Origin of the sequence: Legionella santicrucis (genome assembly GCF_001468135.1) — a bacterium.
Taxonomy (GTDB): domain Bacteria; phylum Pseudomonadota; class Gammaproteobacteria; order Legionellales; family Legionellaceae; genus Legionella; species Legionella santicrucis.
Genome location: NZ_LNYU01000006.1, coordinates 53,402 through 75,045, shown reverse-complemented (window position 1 = coordinate 75,045; position 21,644 = coordinate 53,402). Strand labels below are relative to the sequence as shown.

Below are 21,644 nucleotides of genomic sequence, written 5' to 3'. Positions count from 1 at the left end.
TCAGGGTCAGTATATGGGTTGGGATCTAGATCTTCGTACTCTTAATCCCAACTAGATTCAATCTTTATTCTCAGCAGCGTTTACATCCTTTACCCACAATTAGGAAGGAGAAAAACTATGTTCATGAGCCTTTTGTTGCTTCATTTCTAATTGTTGTAGCGCAGCAAATTCTATTAATTTATCTTTAGATACATAAAGAGTGTATGGTTTAGCCCTTAAATGGTTTTCTTCAATCTGAAAGCAAAATGTATCATTCTCATTTTTAGGTTTGCTGAGGTTAACTGGAGTAATTTTATCCACAAAATGATACGAGCTTAAATGTTGTATTTCTTTATCATTAAATCCAAAATGTTTGCATAGTTCATCTATTTTGAGACTAGCTAAATACTGTATTGCCAAATTTTCTTGTTTTGTTGTAAGTGGTTTATGTGATCGATTTCTATCTAAAAAATCTCTAAATCTTGTTGCTGGGTTTGAATTGATTAATGATGTTGTACTTGATCTTGGATCGATTTTAAAAATCGCTTCACCTTTGAATATATCTCTTCCGCCTAATATGACTGATTCAGTATTAAACTCAGCAACTTTTTTACACCGAGTATCTGAGTTTTTCCAGTTTTGTTGGTCAAAAACATATACACTTCTTACACCAAATATATCAGTAATGCCTGGTGTATCTTCAAAGGTACTCACATGGGCATTTCCCATAAGTCCGCACCATTTTTTCTCTGGCGGTAATGAGCTAATTTCACGTTGCATGATTTTTGCTGCCGTATAATTCATGTACGGGATTCGAGTATTGGTTTTCTGCTCACTACCAATGTCGATAGCTTGAGTTTCGTAAACGGTACTTATATCCACTCCAACTATTCTGACACCTGCTTTACGAGCAGCATGTAGCACTGCTATATAGTCATGCTCATTCCACAAAGAGGCTGAAATATCTCTAGTAGGGCCATAAAAATGACTTGTTCCGTGTCGGTTCATAGCGTTTAGTTGCTGCATTAAAATATCAGAAATATCTCCTGTTTCGAAGAATTTATCCAGTTCCTCTTGAGTATCATAAAATAAATGCTCCATGAATAAAATTTCACATCCATGTTCTTTCATATTTTTAATATTTTCTATCAAAAATTTTTTAGGACTGATATCAGCATGGGCCTCACCTATGATAAAAGATTCTTTAAATAGCTCAGAAGCTTTTTGTAATGGAGGTTTCGATCCGGCAAAGGGGGTATCTGTAGAAAGAAAAGACTTAACTTTTGCTTCAAATTCTTGAGTGTTTAATGTAACAAATATTTTTTGCCGATAAGAATATCTTTCAGTAGGAACAATTTCATTACAAAATTTAATGCGTTCTTCATTTGAATCATATTTCATTGCAGTCATATTGTAAAAGCTCCTGTATCAATTTCCTTAATAAGCCTAATTATTTAATTTAAACAAACTATACAAAATTTGTACAAATCATTTTTTTAATAAGACATATCAAATTTCCAGATAAGGCCTGGGGCATTGGAATTTGCGCGATGATGAAAAAATTAAAGCAGGTTAACTTACCTTATTCCTCAAGCACTCGATGGAGAGAATAACAAGCTATTTACTCAATGAATGGATTGGGGGGCGAAGTGCTAGAATTTTCTTAAACAATACATCATTCTTCGTTTATTTGGATAAAAAGTCTAAATGCTCCAATATTTTTTCTATTAGGATCGTTCCATTATTAATAATGAGCTTTCATCTTTTTTTATTGGAACTTTGGTTCTTTTGAAACGAAATAAAAAAGCGATGATTAAAAAAATCATTAAAATGATTGTTATCCAACCCATAAGGTAAAAGCAGTCATCTAAGGCAAGAGCAGTAGCTTGTCGCGTCAAATAGTAATTTAATTGGGCAGAGGCATGTTCGCCTTGAATATGTAATAGTTTTGCTCGTGCTAAAAATAACTGTGTTTCCTGAGAGAATACGGTTAAGCTGCTTCCTAAACGCAAATGAAAAAAAACTTCTCGTCTATGCCATAAAATGGGGAATAATGCGACTCCCAATCCACTCCCAATTAAGCGTGACACATGGAAAAAGCAAATGCATTCAGCCAGTTTTGTTTCAGGAAAAGTATGCATTGATAATTGGAAGAGGGGAGATAAAAATAATGCAAGTCCAATGCCTGCTAGACCTCGAGAAAATGCAATTCGATTGAAATTAATATCTACATTAAAATAGCAGGTATAAAAACAAGAAATGGCAAAAAAGAATAAGGCAATTATTAATGGAGGAAATGGTTTATATTGCTTTTTATTAAGAACCACAGGGATCCATCCACAAAATGCCATTGTTCCTATAATTAAAGCAATCCAATCTGGAGTGTAATTGACATAGAGTTTCAGCCATAAGGACAGCAAAATGACCATACCGAAATAGATTGCAAAAAGTAATGCAATGTAGATCATTGCCAGTGAAAAATAAAAATTTTTCAGCAGTTGCAAATCAACAATTGGATTTTTAGCGGACCAACTGCGTAATACGAAGAAAATAAAACAGATTACTCCCACAATTAGTAAAAAAGTGATCAAAGAAGAACGAAACCAATCTAATTCTTGGCCAGTTGTTAAAGCAGCTCCGATAAAAACGATACTTACACAATAATAAAAATATCCAAGTTTATCAAAAACAATTTCTTTTACGGGTGCATGGTATCTTCTATAACCATAACCAACATACAAAATTAAAAAGATACATAAAGGAACATTAGAGAAAAACAGAAATCGCCAATGATAGTCATAAGCAATCCATGCTCCATATGAGGCGCCAATGACGGGAATTATTGAAAGACAAATTAAGACTAAGGAAAGAATATAGACTTTATCTTTGTTAGAAGATAATAAGGGAATAAGTGTATAAGTAATTAGAAGAAACATTGGCCCCGAAGCGAATCCCTCTAAAAACCTAAATAAGATAAAATTGAAAAAATCCGTAGCAGTGGCACATCCCCACGAGAATAAAGCAGTCAAACTGAGACAGACTACAAAAAGTTGTATGGGACTTAAACGGGTTGCTGCAGGTTTTCCCAAAGGGACTCCTAAAAGATTTCCAATACAAAAAAAACTGACGGTATAGGAAGTCATATAGGTGCTGCCACCTAGATCACTTACAATATAAAGACCCGCCATTATTGGTAAGGTGAGATTGAAAATGACGGCAGCAAGTGCTAAGAGCAAAATATAGAGAATCATTATTTATTATCTCTCATTTAAAGCAAATTTATTTAAAATAAGAGGTGTATTAGCATATACTTGGAGATTCGGATCTAAATTGTTTTTAATAATTTCCGCTATTAGCTCTTTATCACCAGTTTCTTCTTTTTGAAAAATATCAGTCACATAATGAGGCGAGTCCGAAGTAGATGTAGGTACTAAAGGGCCATCTTGATCAGCCAGATCAGTTGTGACTTCTAAAGAGAGACCAATTCGAAGAGGATGTTCTTTTAACTCATCTTGTACTAGTGCCACTCGAACAGGTAACCTTTGGACGATTTTAATCCAATTTCCGGAGAGGTTTTCAGGAGGTAATAATGAAAAAGCATTGCCTGCTCCTCCAGGTAAACCTACAATTTTGCCATGAAACACAACACTAGAACCATAAAGATCTGAAGTAAATTTAACTTTTTGTCCAATACGCATTTTTTTGAGTTGTGTTTCCTTATAGTTGGCGTTAACCCATATTTGATCCAACGGAATAATGGACATCAGAGGATCTTTAGGGGAGATCCACATGCCTACCTGAATAGTTCTTTGTGCTATAAGACCATCTACAGGAGCATAAATTTTACATCGATATAATTGAACCCAGGCATCACGTACTTCTTGGGCTGCTTCCTGTACCCAGGGATGTTCAATAATTGAGGTACCTTGTACAAAAGCGAGCATTTTTTGATAATTATTTTTAGTGCTTTTTAGTGAAGCCATTGAGGCTTTAAGATCGTCTTGTGCATGCTGATAATCCTCCAAAGAAACTCCTTTGGCATCAATTACGTCATAGCGGTGTTTCAGATTTTGCTGTGCTTTTAGCAGTTCTGCTTTTTTTACGTCTATGTCTGCGGCTAATATAAATACATCGTGAAATGCCTGACATACATCACGTACTGTTTGAGCGAGCTTCTTTTTCGCTTTTTCAAGAGCGATAAGAGAGTCTGTTTCATTTAAAGAAACAATCAGTTGTCCTTTTTTTACAAGAAAACTATCATCAGTATAAATACCTGTAACAAATCCGGGATGTAAGGATTTGATATAAACTTGGTTTCCTTGGACATAGGCATCATTGGTGTAAACTTCGTTTCTCCAAACAATAAACCAATACAACAAAAGAAAAAGAAATAGAACAAAAAGAATGATTGTAAAATAGAAAGAGGGAGATTTCTTGTTCATGAGTTTTTCACCAAGGGTATCGTATTTTGGTAGTAACCGCCTCCTAAGGCTTTGGTCAATTTTATTGAAGCTAAGTATTGGTTATATAGTAAAGTAACGTCTACAATCCTTTTTTGAATGACCTCTTCTTGCAAAAAATAAAGATCGAATAGACTATCTAATCCTTTTTTCTGGCGCAAATAACTGAGTTCATAACGTTGTTTTGCCAATTCAACTACATGCTCTTGTTCTTCCTTTTGTTGATAAATGTCCTCAGCAAATGCTAAGACATCAAGAACTTCTTGGGTGCTGTATAGGAGCAAGCTGTTGTAGGCATCAATTGCTGCATCGAATTGTGCTTTAGTTGCTTTGATATTGGCTCGTATCGCTCCCGCAGTGAAAATAGGTAAACTTAATGCAGGTCTAAATGCTGCTGTACCACTTGATATATCGAAAAGTTTTTTCCAGCCGGTACTTTCCAGACCAAGAAGACCAACAAGATTTATATTGGGATAATATTCGGCCATTGCTGCCCCTGTTTTATAGGCCAAAGCCTTAGCACGCCAAATTTGTGCCATAAGATCAGGCCTGCGAGCCAAGAAATCTAAAGGCAGTATTTGAGGAATATTCAATGACTTAGGCAAGCTTGGAAGCGAGGAGTTGATTGATAAAGGACTATCAGGTCCATGTCCGGTTAAAATATTAATCAAATGTTTATTTGCGGTAAGTTCATCAGTAATACTTGAGAGTAGTTTTTTTGCTTCAAATAATTTTTCCGAAGTTTCTAATGCAGGTAATTTTGAAGAAAGTCCTTTTTGTACTAATAAGTTTTGTAATTTTGCAATTTTTTGTCGTACGTTAATTAATTGTACGTATAATTTCTTTCTTATAAGATTTGTTTTATAAGCAAAATAAGCTTGTGCTGTTGCAGTGCTTGTAATTAACTCTACTTCAGCTGCTTCTGCTTCTTGCGCTTTTGCTTCTCCTAGAGCAGCACGAAAGAGATTACGGTTTTGCCCCCAAAAATCAACTTCATAATTAAATGAAAGAGAAAGATCTAAAAGGTTAGCATTTAAAGGGAATGATGGATTGAATGCGCGATATAAACCGTTGTGACTGATATATTGTCTGTTCTCATCTGCGTTAAAAAAGACTAATGGGAAGAGCACCGACCGTGTAACTATCGCTTGCTGTTTCGCTACCTCAATGCGCTTTTTGACTTCCTGAATTGATGGGTTATAACCTAAAGCTTCTGTGACTAGGAGATTAAGTTCAGGAGAATTATAAGACAACCACCATTGTTTGTTTGGCCATTTTCCTTGAGAAAAAACTTCCTTTTTTTGCAGATTTTTTTTAATAGCATGTTCCATGTTTGGGACTGCTCTTATATTTTTAACTTGGCTTTGTTGAGGTAGAGAGATAGTACAGGATGCTAATGCATATAAGCTCAAGCAAGCAATTCCTCTGATTAGCCTCATAATAAATCCTTTAACAATAACCTAATTTCCATCTTATCATCATAAAGTTCTTTATATAGTAACCATTAGAACTTGATTTTCATAGGAGTTTTTTGTCCGTTTAGGTGAGTAATTAATATTTACATGACGAAAAATGAGCTATAGTAAAATATCATAATTACAAGGAGAGTATTATGAAAAGGAGTTCACTAATAATATTAAGCTGCTTCACCATTTTCTTTTTTTCAACTGATGTTTTTGCCAACGACACTATTCGAGTTCATGTGAAAACAAATGAAAAAACGGCGGCGGCATTAGGGTTTGTAGTCGAAGGAAAAAAAAGTGGTACTGCAGGAAAATCTTATTCAGGTAGAGGACCTTCAAATAAGAAATATGTATTTGGCTTTAGAAAGCATACAGTTTTTGGGGATGATGTTATCTGTGGCTCTAAAACTTTAACAAAAGACACTACAGTAACTTTGGTAGTTCTTGGCGATAACTGTTCGATTATAATAGATTAAATAGGCAATTTTTTTACTACGAGTCCATCCTTTCCTCTAGGGACAAGCGTTACAGGATATGTTCGTTTAACGACATAAAAGATTTCTATGCCTTTTATGTTAGTTCATGCCATTTATACAAAACGCTCTATAAGCATTTTTAAGCGATTTTTTAGTGTTTGTGTATCTGGTAGATCAGATTTTAAACCCTCGACCGCCAAAACAAATAAGAGGGCAATTTCCTTATTCTCAAAAATGTTCTCTATACATTGTAATGCGAGCAATTTATGTTTTTGAGCAAGTTCCTGAAAGAGCGTTTTATATGCCCAATACAAATCAGCAGACATAGGCCTTTCCATAACTTGTTCCCAAGGTTTTAATAACAAAATCTCATAAAATTTCATGAGTTTTTGTTTTTTGGATTCATGAGATTCTAGGGCTTGCTTCGCTTTTTCAATACGACCCTCGGTTAAGTATTCAATAACCGCAATGTAGAGTTCTTCTTTATTTTTGAACTTTAAATAAATTAGTGGTCGGGATAAGTTAGCCTCTTTAGCCACGTCTTCCATTGATGTTTTACTGTATCCAAACTGTAAAAAACATTTAAGAGCGGCTTTAAGAATTAATTCTTTTCTTTTATCACAATGTATTATGGTGAGTTCCTGAGTCATTTTTTAATTATCTTAAATTGAGATAAAAAGTCAATTTATAAAAAATAAGAACATAATAAAGTTTGACAATTTTTACTTATTATGTCAAATTGTATGTTTAAATATGCTTTAATCTGTAAATGTGTGGTTCAAAATGAAGTTAACAAACTGGATGCAAGAGCATAGACGTTTTTTGCTTGTTGGTGTTCCACTTATTCTTTTTTTGGTCATTTTGTTGTGTTATTTATTTGGTGGGCGTTACATTTCTACGGATAATGCATACATCCAAGCCGCCAAAGCAGCCATTAGTGCTAATGTACCTGGTCAGGTTGTAAAAATTTATGTACATGATAATCAAAAAGTGACAGAAGGAACTCCTTTATTTAGCCTTGATGATCAGCCTTATAAAATTGCGTTGGAAAAAGCTAAAGCAGAATTAATCAATACACGTTTACAAGTACAAGCGCTCAAAGCAACTTATAAACAACGTGAAGCTAATACAATAAAAGCACAACAAACATTTAGCTACATGCAACAAGAATATAATCGTCAAAAAAAATTGGCTGCCTCAGGTATTTCCTCACAAAGGCAATTAAATAAAGCTACCAATGCTTTAGAAAATGCAACACAGCAATTGACAGCAGCCCAGCAGCAGATGGCAAATGCACTAGCTAATTTGGGGAATAATGAGAACATATCTGTGGATAAACACCCTTTAGTTCAACAAGCTAAGGCGCAAGTTAGTCGTGCAGAGCTTAATCTTTCATATACAGTAATTAAAGCGCCTATGGATGGCATTGTGACTAAGGTAGAACAAATACAGCCTGGTGATTATATCCATGCAGGTGCCGCAGTATTTGCTTTGATTTCCAATAAAAATATATGGGTTGAGGCTAATTTAAAGGAAACACAAATAACCAATATAAAACCAGGACAAAATGCAATTATTGTGATTGATGCATACAGTGATAAAAAAATATCAGGTTATGTGGTAAGTACTAGCCCTGGTACTGGTGCTACTTTTTCTCTATTACCTCCAGAGAATGCCACAGGAAATTGGGTGAAAATTACACAAAGAATACCTATACGCATAGCCATTAAGGATGTAGAAAAAATGCCTTTTTTAAAATCAGGCTTAAGTGTTGTAGTGACTGTGGATACTCAACATCGTCGAATTTTTTCAACAAATAGAAATGAATAATTTTTCTACAACCACTCTTTCTAGAGAAAGTATACCTTATAAAGCAATTACTTTTTCTGTGATGCTCGCTACCATCATGCAATCACTTGACTCTACTATTGCCAATGTCGCTTTGCCACACATGCAAGGTTCACTGGCCACTACCCAAGATCAAATGTCCTGGGTTCTTACTTCATACATTGTTGCAGCAGCTATTGCAATCCCACTGACAGGATGGTTGGCAGGTTATTTGGGACGAAAATTGGTTTTTTTAACATCAATAGCAGGATTTACCTTTTCTTCGATTTTATGCGGAATTGCGGGAAGCTTACCTGAAATGGTTATTTTTAGGCTCATGCAAGGTGTCTTTGGGGCAGCATTAGTACCTTTATCACAATCTATTTTATTTGATATTAATTCGAAAGAAAATTTTGGTAAAGCAATGGCCTTGTGGGGTGTAGGTGTAACCCTTGGACCTATATTAGGCCCTGCATTAGGCGGTTGGCTCACTGAAAATTATAATTGGCGTTGGGTTTTCTACATCAATGTTCCTATTGGCATTCTTTCGTTCATTGGACTTTATTTTTTCCTATCAGAGACAAAAGCACAAAAAAGCCGATTTGATTTTATGGGTTTTATCACACTAAGCATTGGCGTCAGCGCTTTACAATTAATGCTTGATCGAGGAGAGTTAAAAGATTGGTTTAGTTCTCCAGAAATTATACTGGAAACAATTATTTCTGGACTAGGATTTTATCTTTTTCTGATTCATAGCATCACTTATAAGACGCCCTTTATAAATCTTGAAATATTTAAGGATCGTAATTTTGTAGCAGGTAATGTATTGATTTTTGTTCTTGGAATAGTTCTTTTTGCAACCCTTGCTTTAATTCCTCCTTTGCTTCAAAACCAATTAAATTATCCTGTGATCACTGCGGGTATAGTTACTGCGCCTCGAGGAGTGGGAACTATGGTAGCTATGATATTGGTAGGAAAAATTATTAATCAAGTAGATCCTCGTTTTTTAGTTGGTGCAGGCTTGCTCACCACTGCTTTTTCTCTTTGGGGAATGACCTCTTATTCTTTGTATATCGACTCATGGGCAATTATTTGGGTTGGTGTGGTACAAGGTTTTGGTATCGGTTTAGCCTATGTTGCTTTAAGCACACTTACATTTTCTACTCTCCTGGGGGATTTACGCAACGAAGGCACTTCTTTATTTAATTTGATGAGAAATATAGGCAGTAGCATAGGGATTTCAATAGTAACAAGTTTGTTAACGAGTAATACGCAAATTAATCATGGCGTACTCGCTTCTCATATAACACCTTATAATATCGCAGCAAATCCTGCTTATTTTGCTAATCATATTGATGTATCAACACAGACAGGATTGGTTTCTTTAAATTATATGCTCACTAATCAAGCAACGATGATTGCATATATTGACGATTTTAAATTAATGATGCTTATTACCCTTGGCGTGCTGCCTTTGCTCTGTTTTATAAAAAAACCTAAAGACAAAGTAGAACATTCAATTGCTGTGGATTAACCTATGAATTTGTATCCGTATTATTTATTTTTTGGGGTAGGGATTAATTTATTGACTTCATGTGCTGTTGGCCCTGATTTCGTGAAGCCTACTGCTGTACCTAGTAAAACGTACACTGCAAAAATAAAAAAACAATTTGGAGGAAGGGATCTTAAATTAAAGTATGTACCAACAAATTGGTGGACATCATTTCATTCATCGGCATTAAATGAAATGATGCAGCAAGGGAAAAAGCATAATTATTCCTTAACAATCATGCAAGAAAACCTGGCCCAGGCACGTGAAATGGTAAAAGTTGCTAAAGGACAATTATGGCCACAGGGAACCCTGGATGCAGGTATTGGTCGCCAAAAGTATGGCGCTGCTTCATTTGGACCAATTGATACGTCTATTCCAGCATTTACTTATTATCAAATAGGCCCTAGCGCAAATTATATTTTAGATGTATTTGGGGGCACTCGCCGCACAATTGAAAAACAACAGGCTATAGCGGATTATCAGCAACAAGAATTGAATGCTACCTATCTTACGGTTACTGGTAATATTGCAGAAGCTTTTTTAGAAATAGCCGAATTAAATTCTCAGTTAACTGCTACTCAAGAAATCATTCTTGATGATAAAAAAAACGTGCGATTGGTACGAAAAGCTTTTGATTTGGGAGCAACTACTCAAACACAAGTTTTAAGTGCTCAAAGCCAATTAACTAAAGATGAAACTCTGTTACCCCCTCTCTATCAACGAATAAAAGTTGCACAAAGTAAGCTAAGTATTTTACTGGGTATTCCTCCAGCACATTTTAAAATAGATACTTTTAGGTTAAAAGATATTACTTTACCTAAAGAATTACCATTGAGTCTTCCTTCTAAACTGGTGCATAAAAGACCAGATATTCTTGCTGCGGAGTCTATACTTCATGCTGCAAGTGCAGATATTGGAATTGCCACGGCACAACTTTACCCTAATATCACTATATCAGCTACAGCCATGCAAGAAGCACTTATTCCATTCAATGGTTCTTCTAATGCCTGGAGTCTTATTGGAAACTTAACTACGCCCATTTTTAATGGAGGGGCATTGCATGCACAACGCCGAGCATCCATACATGCTTATCAATCAGCTTATGCAAACTATCAGCAAATTGTTTTAAATGCTTTTGGAGAAGTACATGATGTGCTTTATGCATTGTTACATGATGAGGAAGAAGTAATGTTGCAAAAAAAAGCAGTGAACACAGCGAAAAACTCTTTGAAATTGGCTAGGGTTAGTTTTAATGAAGGAAATGTTGGGGTTTTAGAAATTCTTAATGCTGAACGAGATTATGCACAAGCTCGATTAGGTTATGTCCGTGCACAAGCCCAACGTTATCAGGATACTGTTAAATTATATATTGCTTTAGGTGGATGATGCGTGGATATCATTGAGGATGAAGTTAGGCTTGCCATAAATCCTATGTTGTAGCATGATCTCCAAAAATATAGGAATTAATAATGCCTCAGTTAACGCTTATCATTTCTCAAAATATACATGCCAATCTTATTAATTTTAAAAGCCTTTTCGAGATGATTCATGATGCTCTGCGAATTGTACCCAATATGGATGTGAATACTGCTTATAGTGGAGTTATTCAAGAAAGTTATTCTTATATTGGTTTAAACAACTCTAAGGCAGCAAAAGTTTACCTTCAGCTTTATTGGATGGAAAATGAAGAGCGAGCTGCAATGAAATCAGCGTTAGGAAAAACGTTGCTTGAGATTCTGGAACATAGTATTGTCCCGGAAGTAGAGGAGCAGGGGCTTATATGTATACCAAGAGTTAGAATTGCGAATCTTGGGAGTTTAAATCAAAGTTATTTTATTGGTGCAGGTTAATAAAGAGAAAAGTTTTAGTATAAAAATCAAGGTGCCTGTTCAGGATGTATGCTTTTGTCTCTTGGTAAATAGATTTATTTTTGCGCAATATGCCAAATTAATCCTTTCGGTAACTTAAGTAGCCTGAATCAGACGCAGTCGTAATCAGGGAATTGTGCACCACGTCTTCTACAGAAAAATAGGAATCAGTAAGTTGGCGCCATTGTGGACGCTTACAATCAAGAGTAGTTGTATATAAAGATCATTATAAATAGCTCAGGGTATTCGCTTATTATTTTTAACTTTGTGTTGTTACTCGAAGAATTTCAGCAAGCGAAGTATCTCCAGCAAGTACTCGTTTAAAACCATCATCACGAATGCTAGGACTTGTCGGGCGCAGATGTTCTTCCATAGTTTGCAGATCTTCATGACGATGAATCATACCTCTTAATACTTCATCTATGGTAATAAGTTCATAAATACCTGTTCTTCCTCTGTAACCCAAGTGATTGCATAAGTCACAACCTTTAGGTTCAAAAACTTTGGATATGTCCATATCAGAGGTGAGTCCCATGAGTTCCTTTTCATCATCTCTTAATTGATGGGGGGTTTTACAATGGGAACATAATTTTCTAACCAGTCGTTGTGCAATAAGACCAACAATACTGGATGATAAAAGAAAGGATTCTACCCCCATATCACGTAGGCGGGTCAATGCTCCTAAGGCACTATTTGTATGTAACGTAGAGAGTACCAGGTGTCCAGTAAGACTGGCTTGAACTGCGATCTCAGCAGTTTCGAGATCACGAATTTCTCCTATCATAACCACATCAGGATCTTGTCTGAGAATAGCCCTTAGACCTTTAGCAAAGGTCATTTGTACTTTAGTATTAACTTGGGTCTGTCCTATGCCTTCAAGATCATATTCTATAGGATCCTCAATGGTAAGAATATTTCGTGTGACCTGATTTAATTCAGTCAGCATGGCATATAAAGAGGTCGTTTTTCCAGAACCCGTTGGACCAGTCACCAAAATAATACCATGAGGTTCTGCAATCATTTTCCGCATCGCTTTTAGAGTCGTTTTAGGCATGCCTAACAGATTTAAATCTAATTGGGCTGCTTGTTTATCCAAGATCCTCAAAACTACACGCTCCCCATGATTAGAGGGAAGAGTAGAAACACGTACATCGATATTATGGCCTCCAATGCGGAGTGAAATACGCCCATCTTGTGGGATGCGTTTTTCTGCAATATCTAATTTTGCCATTACTTTAACCCTGGAAATTACCAGAGGAGCAATGGCACGTTGAATTTCTAAAACTTCATGCAATACACCATCAATACGATTGCGTACTAAAACTCTATCCTCATAAGTTTCAATATGAATATCAGATGCTTTTTGTTTTATTGCTTGAGTAAACAGAGCGTTTAGCAAACGTATTATTGGGGCATCATCTTGGTTTTCTAATAAATCTTCGCTAACAGGTAGTTGACTGGCGAGTAATGAAAGATCCATATCTTCTTCCATGCCTCCAGCAGCATCTAATATGGATGATTTAGATTGATAAACATGAGCTAATTCTTGCTGGAAAGCCGATTCATCTACTTTTTTTAAAGAAAACTCACATTGTAATAAACGTTTTACTTCCGCTAGAGCTTGCAGGGACGTATTTGATAAATAATAAACAGTAGCCTGATTATTGGTCATTTCATTAGCCACTACAATCCCGTTGTTTTTTGCAAAACTGTAGGGAATTTGTAGTGATTTTTCTTCATGTTCCATTACTTTGTCACTAATAAAGGTGGGCGACTAAACGGTTTTGGTAAATCAGCCCGTTTTAATGCAGGCATGACTGTTGCATTATTACTTTGTACAAATGCATCTTGTGATCTTAGCCAATCTAACTCAAATTGGCGAATATTATTATATTTTTCGCCAGATAGATGCATATTATCTCTTTCATTACGTATGATAATAGGTTTGATAAAAACCATAAGAACTCGTTTTTCCCGGGTATTTACATTACGTTTAAATAAACGACCTACACCAGGAAGATCTCCTAGAACCGGTAGACGGTTGTTGTCATTATCTAATCTGTCTTGAGTTAATCCTCCTAGAACAACAATGTCACCACTTTCAACATGGACTGAGGTAACGATGCTACTGATTCTAAAAGTTGGATTCACAGATGCTTCTGCAGTAGCTGGCGGATCTAAAGTATCATTGCCTTGATCGATTTGCATCTGAATTCCATTCCCACGTGTAATTTGGGGACGAACATAAAGATGCAAGGCCACATTTACTCGATCAAAAGTTGTATAGGGGCTTGCAGGCGTTGTGCCTCCGGCATTATTAGGATAATTTGTGGAAGCAACAGAAACTTGTTTTCCCACCAAAATCTTAGCTTGGCGGTTATCAAGAACTACAACAGAGGGGGTTGATAGAATGTTGGCTTTATGTGCTCTTGCCAAAGCATAAATTTGTGCTTGGAAATCTTCAATTTGAGTTTTACTATTGATGATCGCAAAGCCATTTCTAAAGCCACCTGGTTTTCCTGTTTGCTGATTGCTTCCCCATTCTATACCTAAATCATTGACATCATCTTGATTAATTTCAGCTACAAGTGCTTCGATAAGTAACTGTGCGGGTTTAATATCCAGTTGCCCTATGACTCTTTTTAGAATCTGTATCACTGATGCAGGAGCATTGAGAATAATCGAGTTCGTATTGGGTTCTGCAATGATCTGTACCGTGGGTTTCGTTGTTCCTTCATTTTGAGTTGATGCCGATGTTGTATTTGCAGTTGCTCCAGATGAAGTTAATGAACCACCTACAGGATAAAGAGATGTAGAACTCTGTGTGGTTGCATTATTACCGTTGTTGGCAAGGTTGGAGGCAGGATTTGTACTGTCTAATGCGGGGCGTGTTATTGTTCCAATCGTTGTGCCAACATTACCGCTAAAGTTCGCTTGTGCGATGCCAGCAAGAATAGGTACTAAATCTTCTGCTCTGAGGTAATTAAGATAAACGACTTGAGTATTCGCATTAAGACCTTCGGAGCTTTCCTTATCTAGTTTTAAGATCAACATTCTAATTCGTATTCGATCTGTTTTGGAACCACTGATTAAAATGGAATTCGAGCGATCATCAGCTGCGATGGTTGTCTGTGTTCGTGCTCCTCCCATATTGGGTTGAGCTTTTACAAGGTCTTTCAAGGTAGCTGCAATATCCATAGCCAATGAATGCTGTAAATGGATCATATCGATTCCACTTGTAGATGAATTATCCACTTGTTTGATGATATCAGCAAGGCTATGAATATTATTGGCTCGTCCTGATAAAATCAGCATATTAGAAGGGGCATAAGCTGAAATACTACTCCATTGAGGCATTAATGGTCGTAAAACAGGAACTAATTGTTCTGCTGGGACGTAGTGAACGGGTACTACCGCGACCATCATGTCGTCCCCATGAGGGGGATTTTTTATTTCACTCAAAATATCAGGGGATTGTGTTTTTGCATCTATGTTAGGAATAATTTTAATAACAGCCCCACTTGAGATAGCAGCATAGCCAGATACTTGTAATACTGAAAGAAAAACTTGATAGAGTTCATTATTATTCATTGGCGTTGAAGAAATAATCGATATTTTTCCTTGAACCCGAGGATCAATGACAAAATTTTTGCCAGTAACTCGCGATACTTCCGCGATAACCGCGCGAATGTCAGCATTTCTTAAATTCCATAATTTGCTGTTAACAGGCTGCGTTTGAGCTTGCTCCTCTATATTCCCAGCTTGGTTAGATGGCGCAAAGGAAGTAGTTTGTTGATTTGTGCTTGAATTGACTTTTTTAGATAATTTATTTTGCAAATCTCGTGCAGCAAGGTAATCACTAATTGGGCCAATTTGTACAAGATAAAGTTTTTTATCAGATAAGTTTTTAATTTTTACTGGTTCACTCACAAGCGCGGAAAGTTCTTTTTGACGCTGTTGTGCATCTTTTTCTAAATTGAATGCACCTGCTTGCAGAAAAAAAATAGTACTTCCATTTTTGGTTGTTGTGGAAATATTAATTTCATTTGCATGAGTAAATGCAGAGCAAATAAATATTAAAAAAACAATAACTATAGAGCGCATTGAAAAACCGCAAAATCTTAAGTAAGTAAACATAATAACTAAAATTACTAACTTACCATAGTTTTTTTGGCGAGTAATTAGGTATTTTGAAACAACATCAAATTCTGCTTCAAAAACCTTAACCATTCTGAAGATTAATCTACAATAATGATAATAACTTTTCCATATTATGATTTGAATAAGGATTACTTGACTGGTTTAGTATAAATAGGTGTTGTTTTACTAAAGTACTTTCGATGCAATGAAACGAACTAACAAATTCATTTTTATCGATTATATGAACTTCGCAATTAGGCATATCTGATTATGAGGTTTACATTACTGAAAAAATGGGAAAATTGATTCAGGGTATTATTCGAGGAATTGATTCAAGAGCATAATATACCGTATATTTCTGACCGATTTTTAGACCCTCCACCTTCGCGGAGGGCGATGTTCTTTCGAAACTGAGAGTCAGCCTCGAAACTTCAATCCTTACCTAGACTGTCTTACATTCGCACCATTGAGCGAGTACCTGGACGTTTAGAATTTTGGAATGAGTATTTTTTAGTTAAAATTCACGCGCTATTAGCGCAAGTCCAAAAATTTATATCATCCTTAGATGATATGGCTATCCTCCATTAAGGACGATGAGTGTGAGAATGCGTATTTGGATCAGGATGCTGGTGAGCATGAGAGCGGTGATTATGGTAGTTAGGATGTTGCACTTGATAAGGAGTAAAAAAACCATGGGGAGTAGAAGTTACTACCACTGTTTGCGGTGGATTTGTTACTACCACTGTTTGTGGTGGATTTGTTACTACAACAGTTGTGTTCGTAGTAGGGGCATGAGTGTGTACGTGAGCCGGCGTGGGGTGAGTATGTGTATGAGTATTTCCTGAAGTTGACACATGTTTCATAGTTCATTCCTTATTAGAATAAAGAGTTAATTTTTTATTTCAACTATAAAGAGAATGATGATTTAAATTTGTATATTTTAAATATCATCTTCATGCATTATAGGCAGATAGTTTTCTTAATGTATATAGGCTCTGTTGACAATTGGCCTCCGAGGTGAGCTCTACAAGTACTTTAAATGAAAGACATAAAACTAAACTCTTTTTTTAGTTAATCCCATATTCTGCTGTAGGCCTATTTTTGTTTATTCTTAGTTTATTCGCATATAAACTTGTATTGTGCGAATCATTTTTCTTGATGCTCTACAGCGGAATTAAGGAATTAAATAGTACTCTCTCTGCGACTAAGGACAACAAATAATAGTTTGAACTTCTTCAAGATCTTTATTACTGGGATGATCGAGATCGTAATTACCGAAGTATTCTTGACTTGTACTATTGCTGACGAAGTGTTTTTCGGAACGACTATTTAGTAGGCACGCATTCTGTCGGCGAAGTTTATAAAATAAAGGTTCGTCTGTTTGGGGTTCAGATATTTGTATTAATTGATTATCTGATAAATTAGTTACGCTTGTTTTTCCATCAGTAATAAATAGTGTGTTGGTTTTTCTATCAAAAAATTTCATTATGGCCTCCGTTAAAAAACTCCTTGAGTGTTCACTATACGACTTTATTGTTAAATAGTGGCGCACTAAACGTAATTTCTACACTAATGATATTATTCCGTCAACAACCTTATGTGCTAATTCGATATTTTGTTTGAACAAACTGGCCGAAATTCGTTGTTTTAAGGAGATCCAATTCAATATCCTGAGTCAGAGGACCGAATAACGGGCAGCCAGAACCTAATAAAATAGGGATTAAAGTTATTGTTAACTCGTGAATAAGATGATTTGCGATAAAATTTTGAATAGTAATACCGCCATCAATGTAAAGGTGTTTGAATCCCTGGTTTTCTAAACGCTGCACTAAAACAGTAGGGGCTTCCGACGAAGAAGAAACAGAATTTTGTAAATGCTTTGGTATCTGAATATTTTTACTGCTCATGACGACCACGGGAAGAGCACCATATGGCCATTCATTAAATGATAATACCTTCTCAAACGACTTTCTTCCCATCACTAATGCATCAACTGTAGCAATAAACGCTTTATAACCGCCATCCTCTCCTTCAGGCGCAAGAGAATTCGCATTGAGCAACCAATCTATAGATCCATCTTCTCGTGCAATAAATCCGTCTAAGCTGGTAGCAATAAATACGGAACATTTGATGGTCATAGTATTGGCCTAACTGATAAGAAAAAAGATTATGAACACAAAACTTAATATAAAAAGTAAAAAATTAATTTTTTGCCGAGTTAACAACTTTAATAGGGTATAAAGAATAATACCTCCGCCAATTCCATCAGCTATAGATGCAGTAAATGGAATCATCATGATAGTAACCATACAAGGAGCTGTTTCACTAATATCTGGCAACTTCATATCAGTTAAATGTTTCATCATACAACAAGCTACGTACAAGAGTGCAGGGCCTACAGCAAAATTAGGAATCATCTTTGCTAAAGGGGAGAAAAATAGCATGAGAATAAAACCTATTCCTATGATTATTGCTGTTAATCCACCGCGTCCACCTGCTTCTATTCCTGCTGCAGATTCGATGTAGGGAGAAGTACTTGCGGAGCCTAACAAGCCCGCCATTGCAGAGGCCACTGCATCGGCAGTCAAACAATTACTTAAACGTTTGGCATAGTTTTTTTGTTGTTTAAATAATGTAGGATTTAATAAACCAATTAAAGTTCCTGTAGCATCAAATACAGCAATTAAAAAAAAGGTAAACATCGCCTTCATTGCTAAAATAGTGTTTAGTCCAGAAAAATCAAGTTTTAAAAATGTGGGCATTATCGAAGGGGGCATGGCCATTAATCCTTCCCAGGTTGATAATCCTGTTAATAAACTCAAAGTCGTGATGCTAAGAATACCAATAATAATTGCACCTGGTATCTGAAAATAGTCTAAGGTGAGTATGAGCAAAAATCCCAAAAAAAATAATCCGCTCTCAGGGCGATTCATTGCACCAAGATGCATCAAATGATGGGGATCAGTAACGATGATTTGGTTGTTTTTTAAGGTAATAAGAGCGATCAATAAACTAATACCAATTAAGATAGCGATTTGTAAATTATAAGGAATCGCCTCTATAAGCAGACGTCTTAGGCTTGTGAGTGATACGAAAATAAATAAGACTCCTGAAAGAAAGACAATGGCTAGGGCATGTTCCCATTGTATCCCCATTCCTTTTACTACTGTATAAGAAAAAAAGACATTTAATGCCATACCTGGAGCAATACCAATGGGGGTATTAGCAATTATTCCTGTGAGTAAACATGCAAAAGCGGTGATAAGACAAGTAGCAGTAAACACGGCACCCTGGTCCATACCGGCATCATGGAGTATCGCTGGATTAATAAATGCTATATACACCATTGTTAAAAAAGTAGTAATACCAGCGATGATTTCAGTTTTAAGTGTCGTATTTTGAAGGAAATAGGATTTTAACTGCTCCATTTTATTTTCCTATTTTATTAAAAGTAAATTATAAAGCTGCGATAATTTCTTATCAATATGAAAGTCTATTTTAAATAATTCTGGAATTGCTGGCTATAATCAATATGTGTCAAGACATAGAGAATTAAACATGGTAAGTAATATAAGAAATGAATTAACAGATCTGATTTTAAAGAGATTAAATGAAACTAAGGAGCATCTAAAACAACAATTTTTTCTTGAGCATCATATAAAGGTTGCCCGACATTTTGTTCTTGATAATCTACTTCCAACTGAAATGGCTGAGACAATATATGCTAACTTTCCCCAATCAGCGCAAATGCGTTTATTAAGTATTTCTGGGAAATTAAAGTTGAAATACAGTCACTTAAGGGATGTTCCTAGTATATTACAAGATATTAACTTAGCGATGCAAGATCCTAGAGTTGTTGCTGTCATTGAAGATATAACAGAGATTAAAAACCAAATTCCTGATCCTTCACCCTATGCTGGTGGAATTAGCACACTACTCAAAGGATATTACATTAATCCTCACTTGGATCTCTCGCATGATGTGGATAATAAATACTATCGAACAGTGAATGTCCTTTATTATGTATCTCCTAATTGGCAGGTTGAAAATGGTGGAAATTATGAATTATGGGACTGCACTATCAAAAATCGTATTGTTGTCCCTAATTTTTTTAATCGAATGCTTGTTATGGAAACAAATCGCTCCTCTTGGCATGCGGTAAATACAGTGACGAGTGACGAACCTCGATGTTGTGTGTTTAACTATTTTTTTTCTGAGCAATCTCCTGAAGGCGAAGATTATTTTTTCAAAGGGATTTCATATAGAGCCCGTCCTGAACAAAAAGTTCGTCGTAGAATTGAACTTGTTAAAAGCACGGTATTGAGAAAAAATTGGCAATATGAATAGCGAGTAAATATTCTTGACGATTAGGGCACGTTGACCATTGAGTTCCACACCCTAATTAGTCACGGATTTTTCTTAAAAAATCGATACTAAAATCATTCCATATAGCGTAATAATTTCTCAAATTGTCACTTCATGGAATTAACTTGTCATGCAGAGTAACCTGTATTATATTGATCAAGTTGATTAATATTAAATAAATTTTAATTTTTCCTACCAAAATGCACGAAAAATTGAACAGAAATGAATATAATGCCATTGCAAAAGAAGTTGCTTTGCAGCTGCACACACTTTTTCCTCAAGTAGACCCTCACGTAATTCATTCTGTTTTTGGTCCAGAAGTTCTTGCTCAACCATTAAGAATTTCTACACTAAAAACCAAAGTGGATTTTGAAGAGACTGAGAAGAAAGCTCTTGCCCAACTTCGGGAAAAAATGAAACAAGAAAAAGACAAAACAGTTCGTGATCAAAAGCTGCAACAGTTAGAAAGTATTATTCTTTTTGGTCAATTATTATTTTCACAATCAGCATGTTTGTATTTTTTAAGAGAATGTAAAAATACATCAATTAATCCAAAAATTACAAAGATACTTACTGATATTAACAAATTGATCGAACAAGAAGGTTTGACAATAGAGTCCTCTCGATTCGATGTATTGAGTCGTCGAAAAAAATTTGATGAACTTTTTTCTGAAATTTATCAACAAATCAAAATTACGGTAAACACTGAATCAAATAAGCAAGTCGATGTTTCTAGATTGCAGGAAAGTTTGGCCAAGACTAAAATTTTTTACTATCAAATTAATGACTTGAACTTTAAATACGCACAAAAACCCTCAAGAAGTTTCTCTACATTAGTGAATACATTGCAAAATTGGGGTTCTAAAGTAGCTGTTACCGCAACCGTTATTGCCATAGGCGCAACTGCGTTATCGTTTATTCCCCCATTAGCTCCTATTATGACTCCTATTGCTTTAGCTTCATCCTATGTGTCTTTAGTTGTTAGTTTTCCTCTTGCGTTAAAAAATTTGGGAACGATACTTTATAACCTTTTTCGATTTGGAGCGGCTCCATCGACAGGAGAGTTAATTGGAGCCGCTTTTATTGCAACTAACTTACTGACAACAGGACTGAGTAGGGTTGCCAACCAACTTGTAACGCTTGGGGTAACAGGGAAATGGGCAATTCATACAGTAAATGGTCTTAAAGAAGTCGAGAATTTAACTAAAGCGTCGCTGGGTGTTATAGGTCAAATTAGTCAATCAAAACAAGATGTTGAAATTGAGCAGGTTAATGGACAAAGATTGCTTTTAAATTAAAATATTTTAAAGTTTTGCTTATCTTTTTGTATTTCATTGAGAACTTGTTGTACTAAAAATTTCTTCTATTATCGGACTGTGTTATCAAATAAATCCCTATAAAGCCTAATAACAAACATAATGCTTTAGACAATATGTGTAATTCTAAGTAAAGCGAGTACAGACTCAAAGCACAATTGGACATGTTATTGACGTAGTTTCTTAGTTTTTGGATCT

18 protein-coding genes are annotated in these 21,644 nt (G+C 35.6%); 7 read left to right on the top strand and 11 right to left on the bottom strand.

Annotated elements, in window-relative coordinates; genetic code table 11:
- Positions 1-99: 99 nt before the first annotated feature.
- The 4 genes from Lsan_RS01500 to Lsan_RS01485 all read right to left on the bottom strand — a co-directional run bounded on the left by Lsan_RS01500 (position 100) and on the right by Lsan_RS01485 (position 5,878).
- Entirely contained in the window at positions 100-1,389 is a 1,290-nt protein-coding gene (locus tag Lsan_RS01500; protein WP_058512773.1) for a membrane-targeted effector domain-containing toxin, read from the bottom strand.
- 317 nt (positions 1,390-1,706) lie between these two features.
- The gene (locus Lsan_RS01495) at positions 1,707-3,230 is read right to left on the bottom strand and encodes an MFS transporter (protein WP_058512772.1); all 1,524 of its coding nucleotides are present in this window, start codon (positions 3,228-3,230) and stop codon (positions 1,707-1,709) included.
- Between the two features lie 6 nt (positions 3,231-3,236).
- The gene (locus Lsan_RS01490; RefSeq protein WP_058512771.1) at positions 3,237-4,421 is read right to left on the bottom strand and encodes an HlyD/EmrA/EmrK family protein; all 1,185 of its coding nucleotides are present in this window, start codon (positions 4,419-4,421) and stop codon (positions 3,237-3,239) included.
- Positions 4,418-5,878 (bottom strand): efflux transporter outer membrane subunit, encoded by a 1,461-nt coding sequence (locus tag Lsan_RS01485; protein WP_058512770.1) that lies wholly within the window; start codon positions 5,876-5,878, stop codon positions 4,418-4,420. The genes Lsan_RS01490 and Lsan_RS01485 overlap by 4 nt, the downstream gene beginning before the upstream one ends.
- 173 nt (positions 5,879-6,051) lie before the next feature.
- On the opposite strand from Lsan_RS01485, the gene Lsan_RS01480 reads away from it, so the two are divergent.
- A complete protein-coding gene (locus Lsan_RS01480) occupies positions 6,052-6,378 on the top strand; it encodes a hypothetical protein (protein WP_058512769.1) in 327 nt (108 codons plus the stop codon).
- A gap of 113 nt (positions 6,379-6,491) precedes the next feature.
- On the opposite strand, the gene Lsan_RS01475 is transcribed toward Lsan_RS01480, so the two are convergent.
- Positions 6,492-7,028 carry a TetR/AcrR family transcriptional regulator gene (locus Lsan_RS01475; protein ID WP_058512768.1) on the bottom strand — a complete coding sequence of 179 codons (537 nt, stop codon included), beginning with the start codon at positions 7,026-7,028 and terminating at the stop codon, positions 6,492-6,494.
- 133 nt (positions 7,029-7,161) lie between these two features.
- Here Lsan_RS01475 and Lsan_RS01470 point away from each other — a divergent pair, with 133 nt between their 5' ends.
- The 4 genes from Lsan_RS01470 (at position 7,162) to Lsan_RS01455 (ending at position 11,607) form a co-directional block, all read left to right on the top strand.
- Entirely contained in the window at positions 7,162-8,208 is a 1,047-nt protein-coding gene (locus Lsan_RS01470) for an HlyD family secretion protein (protein WP_058512767.1), read from the top strand.
- A complete protein-coding gene (locus tag Lsan_RS01465; RefSeq protein WP_058512766.1) occupies positions 8,201-9,739 on the top strand; it encodes a DHA2 family efflux MFS transporter permease subunit in 1,539 nt (512 codons plus the stop codon). Before Lsan_RS01470 ends, Lsan_RS01465 begins: the two co-directional genes overlap by 8 nt.
- A gap of 3 nt (positions 9,740-9,742) precedes the next feature.
- Positions 9,743-11,143, top strand: coding sequence for an efflux transporter outer membrane subunit (locus tag Lsan_RS01460; RefSeq protein WP_058512765.1), 1,401 nt, complete (start codon positions 9,743-9,745; stop codon positions 11,141-11,143).
- A gap of 83 nt (positions 11,144-11,226) precedes the next feature.
- Positions 11,227-11,607: a hypothetical protein gene (locus Lsan_RS01455; RefSeq protein WP_058512764.1), complete on the top strand. Its 381-nt coding sequence runs from the start codon at positions 11,227-11,229 to the stop codon at positions 11,605-11,607.
- Between the two features lie 277 nt (positions 11,608-11,884).
- Here the strand turns inward: Lsan_RS01455 and lspE are convergent, their stop codons facing one another.
- From lspE to Lsan_RS01425, 6 genes are all read right to left on the bottom strand, one after another.
- Positions 11,885-13,372 (bottom strand): GspE family T2SS ATPase variant LspE, encoded by a 1,488-nt coding sequence (lspE, locus tag Lsan_RS01450; protein WP_058512763.1) that lies wholly within the window; start codon positions 13,370-13,372, stop codon positions 11,885-11,887.
- Positions 13,372-15,729 (bottom strand): GspD family T2SS secretin variant LspD, encoded by a 2,358-nt coding sequence (gene lspD / locus Lsan_RS01445; protein WP_058512814.1) that lies wholly within the window; start codon positions 15,727-15,729, stop codon positions 13,372-13,374. Before lspD ends, lspE begins: the two co-directional genes overlap by 1 nt.
- Positions 15,730-16,349: 620 nt before the next feature.
- Positions 16,350-16,628: a hypothetical protein gene (locus Lsan_RS01440; RefSeq protein WP_058512762.1), complete on the bottom strand. Its 279-nt coding sequence runs from the start codon at positions 16,626-16,628 to the stop codon at positions 16,350-16,352.
- A 341-nt stretch (positions 16,629-16,969) separates the two neighbouring features.
- On the bottom strand, positions 16,970-17,251 hold the full coding sequence (locus tag Lsan_RS01435; protein ID WP_058512761.1) for a hypothetical protein: 282 nt from the start codon (positions 17,249-17,251) through the stop codon (positions 16,970-16,972).
- Positions 17,252-17,360: 109 nt separating this feature from the next.
- Positions 17,361-17,903, bottom strand: coding sequence for a dihydrofolate reductase family protein (locus Lsan_RS01430; RefSeq protein WP_058512760.1), 543 nt, complete (start codon positions 17,901-17,903; stop codon positions 17,361-17,363).
- Positions 17,904-17,912: 9 nt separating this feature from the next.
- Complete coding sequence (locus tag Lsan_RS01425) at positions 17,913-19,193, bottom strand: NCS2 family permease (RefSeq protein WP_058512759.1); 1,281 nt, start codon at positions 19,191-19,193, stop codon at positions 17,913-17,915.
- Between the two features lie 130 nt (positions 19,194-19,323).
- Between Lsan_RS01425 and Lsan_RS01420 the strand changes: the two genes are divergently transcribed.
- A complete protein-coding gene (locus tag Lsan_RS01420; RefSeq protein ID WP_058512758.1) occupies positions 19,324-20,112 on the top strand; it encodes a 2OG-Fe(II) oxygenase in 789 nt (262 codons plus the stop codon).
- A gap of 230 nt (positions 20,113-20,342) precedes the next feature.
- The gene (locus tag Lsan_RS01415; RefSeq protein ID WP_237762007.1) at positions 20,343-21,428 is read left to right on the top strand and encodes a hypothetical protein; all 1,086 of its coding nucleotides are present in this window, start codon (positions 20,343-20,345) and stop codon (positions 21,426-21,428) included.
- Positions 21,429-21,644: the final 216 nt, after the last annotated feature.

Coding starts and splice junctions, on each gene's coding strand:
- Lsan_RS01485 (WP_058512770.1), bottom strand. CDS start 5,878: ATGAGGCTAATCAGAGGAATTGCTTGCTTGAGCTTATATGCATTAGCA.
- Lsan_RS01440 (WP_058512762.1), bottom strand. CDS start 16,628: ATGAAACATGTGTCAACTTCAGGAAATACTCATACACATACTCACCCC.
- Lsan_RS01480 (WP_058512769.1), top strand. CDS start 6,052: ATGAAAAGGAGTTCACTAATAATATTAAGCTGCTTCACCATTTTCTTT.
- Lsan_RS01425 (WP_058512759.1), bottom strand. CDS start 19,193: ATGGAGCAGTTAAAATCCTATTTCCTTCAAAATACGACACTTAAAACT.
- Lsan_RS01460 (WP_058512765.1), top strand. CDS start 9,743: ATGAATTTGTATCCGTATTATTTATTTTTTGGGGTAGGGATTAATTTA.
- Lsan_RS01470 (WP_058512767.1), top strand. CDS start 7,162: ATGAAGTTAACAAACTGGATGCAAGAGCATAGACGTTTTTTGCTTGTT.
- Lsan_RS01490 (WP_058512771.1), bottom strand. CDS start 4,421: ATGAACAAGAAATCTCCCTCTTTCTATTTTACAATCATTCTTTTTGTT.
- lspE (WP_058512763.1), bottom strand. CDS start 13,372: ATGGAACATGAAGAAAAATCACTACAAATTCCCTACAGTTTTGCAAAA.
- Lsan_RS01420 (WP_058512758.1), top strand. CDS start 19,324: ATGGTAAGTAATATAAGAAATGAATTAACAGATCTGATTTTAAAGAGA.
- Lsan_RS01500 (WP_058512773.1), bottom strand. CDS start 1,389: ATGACTGCAATGAAATATGATTCAAATGAAGAACGCATTAAATTTTGT.
- Lsan_RS01475 (WP_058512768.1), bottom strand. CDS start 7,028: ATGACTCAGGAACTCACCATAATACATTGTGATAAAAGAAAAGAATTA.
- Lsan_RS01455 (WP_058512764.1), top strand. CDS start 11,227: ATGCCTCAGTTAACGCTTATCATTTCTCAAAATATACATGCCAATCTT.
- Lsan_RS01465 (WP_058512766.1), top strand. CDS start 8,201: ATGAATAATTTTTCTACAACCACTCTTTCTAGAGAAAGTATACCTTAT.
- Lsan_RS01430 (WP_058512760.1), bottom strand. CDS start 17,903: ATGACCATCAAATGTTCCGTATTTATTGCTACCAGCTTAGACGGATTT.
- lspD (WP_058512814.1), bottom strand. CDS start 15,729: ATGCGCTCTATAGTTATTGTTTTTTTAATATTTATTTGCTCTGCATTT.
- Lsan_RS01495 (WP_058512772.1), bottom strand. CDS start 3,230: ATGATTCTCTATATTTTGCTCTTAGCACTTGCTGCCGTCATTTTCAAT.
- Lsan_RS01435 (WP_058512761.1), bottom strand. CDS start 17,251: ATGAAATTTTTTGATAGAAAAACCAACACACTATTTATTACTGATGGA.